The organism is Schumannella sp. 10F1B-5-1 (genome assembly GCF_006517535.1).
Classification (GTDB): Bacteria; Actinomycetota; Actinomycetes; order Actinomycetales; family Microbacteriaceae; genus Schumannella.
The window spans coordinates 1-222 of sequence record NZ_VHQH01000140.1; the positions used below are offsets into that span (position 1 = coordinate 1).

The following is a 222-nucleotide window of genomic DNA, read 5'->3' on the forward strand; positions in this document are numbered from 1 at the left end:
CGCTCGCGCGCGCGGCGCCGCTCGCCTACCTGCCCCACCGTCGGGAGCCGGTCGAGCTGCTCGACGCGGTCGCGGCGATCCCCGGCGTGACGGTGGTGCGCACCGGCGTGCCCGTCGAGCTGGTGCTCGCCGCGGCGAGCGACCCGCTCGAGGTGCACACGCTGCGCTCGAGCGCGTCGGTCACGCTCGCCGCGGTGCTCGCGGGCACCGGCAGCGTGATCC

At 78.4% G+C, this 222-nt stretch carries 1 pseudogene; it reads left to right on the forward strand.

From position 1 onward, the window contains the following. A pseudogene (locus FJ658_RS16380) lies at positions 1–222 on the forward strand (hypothetical protein); the annotation flags it as partial.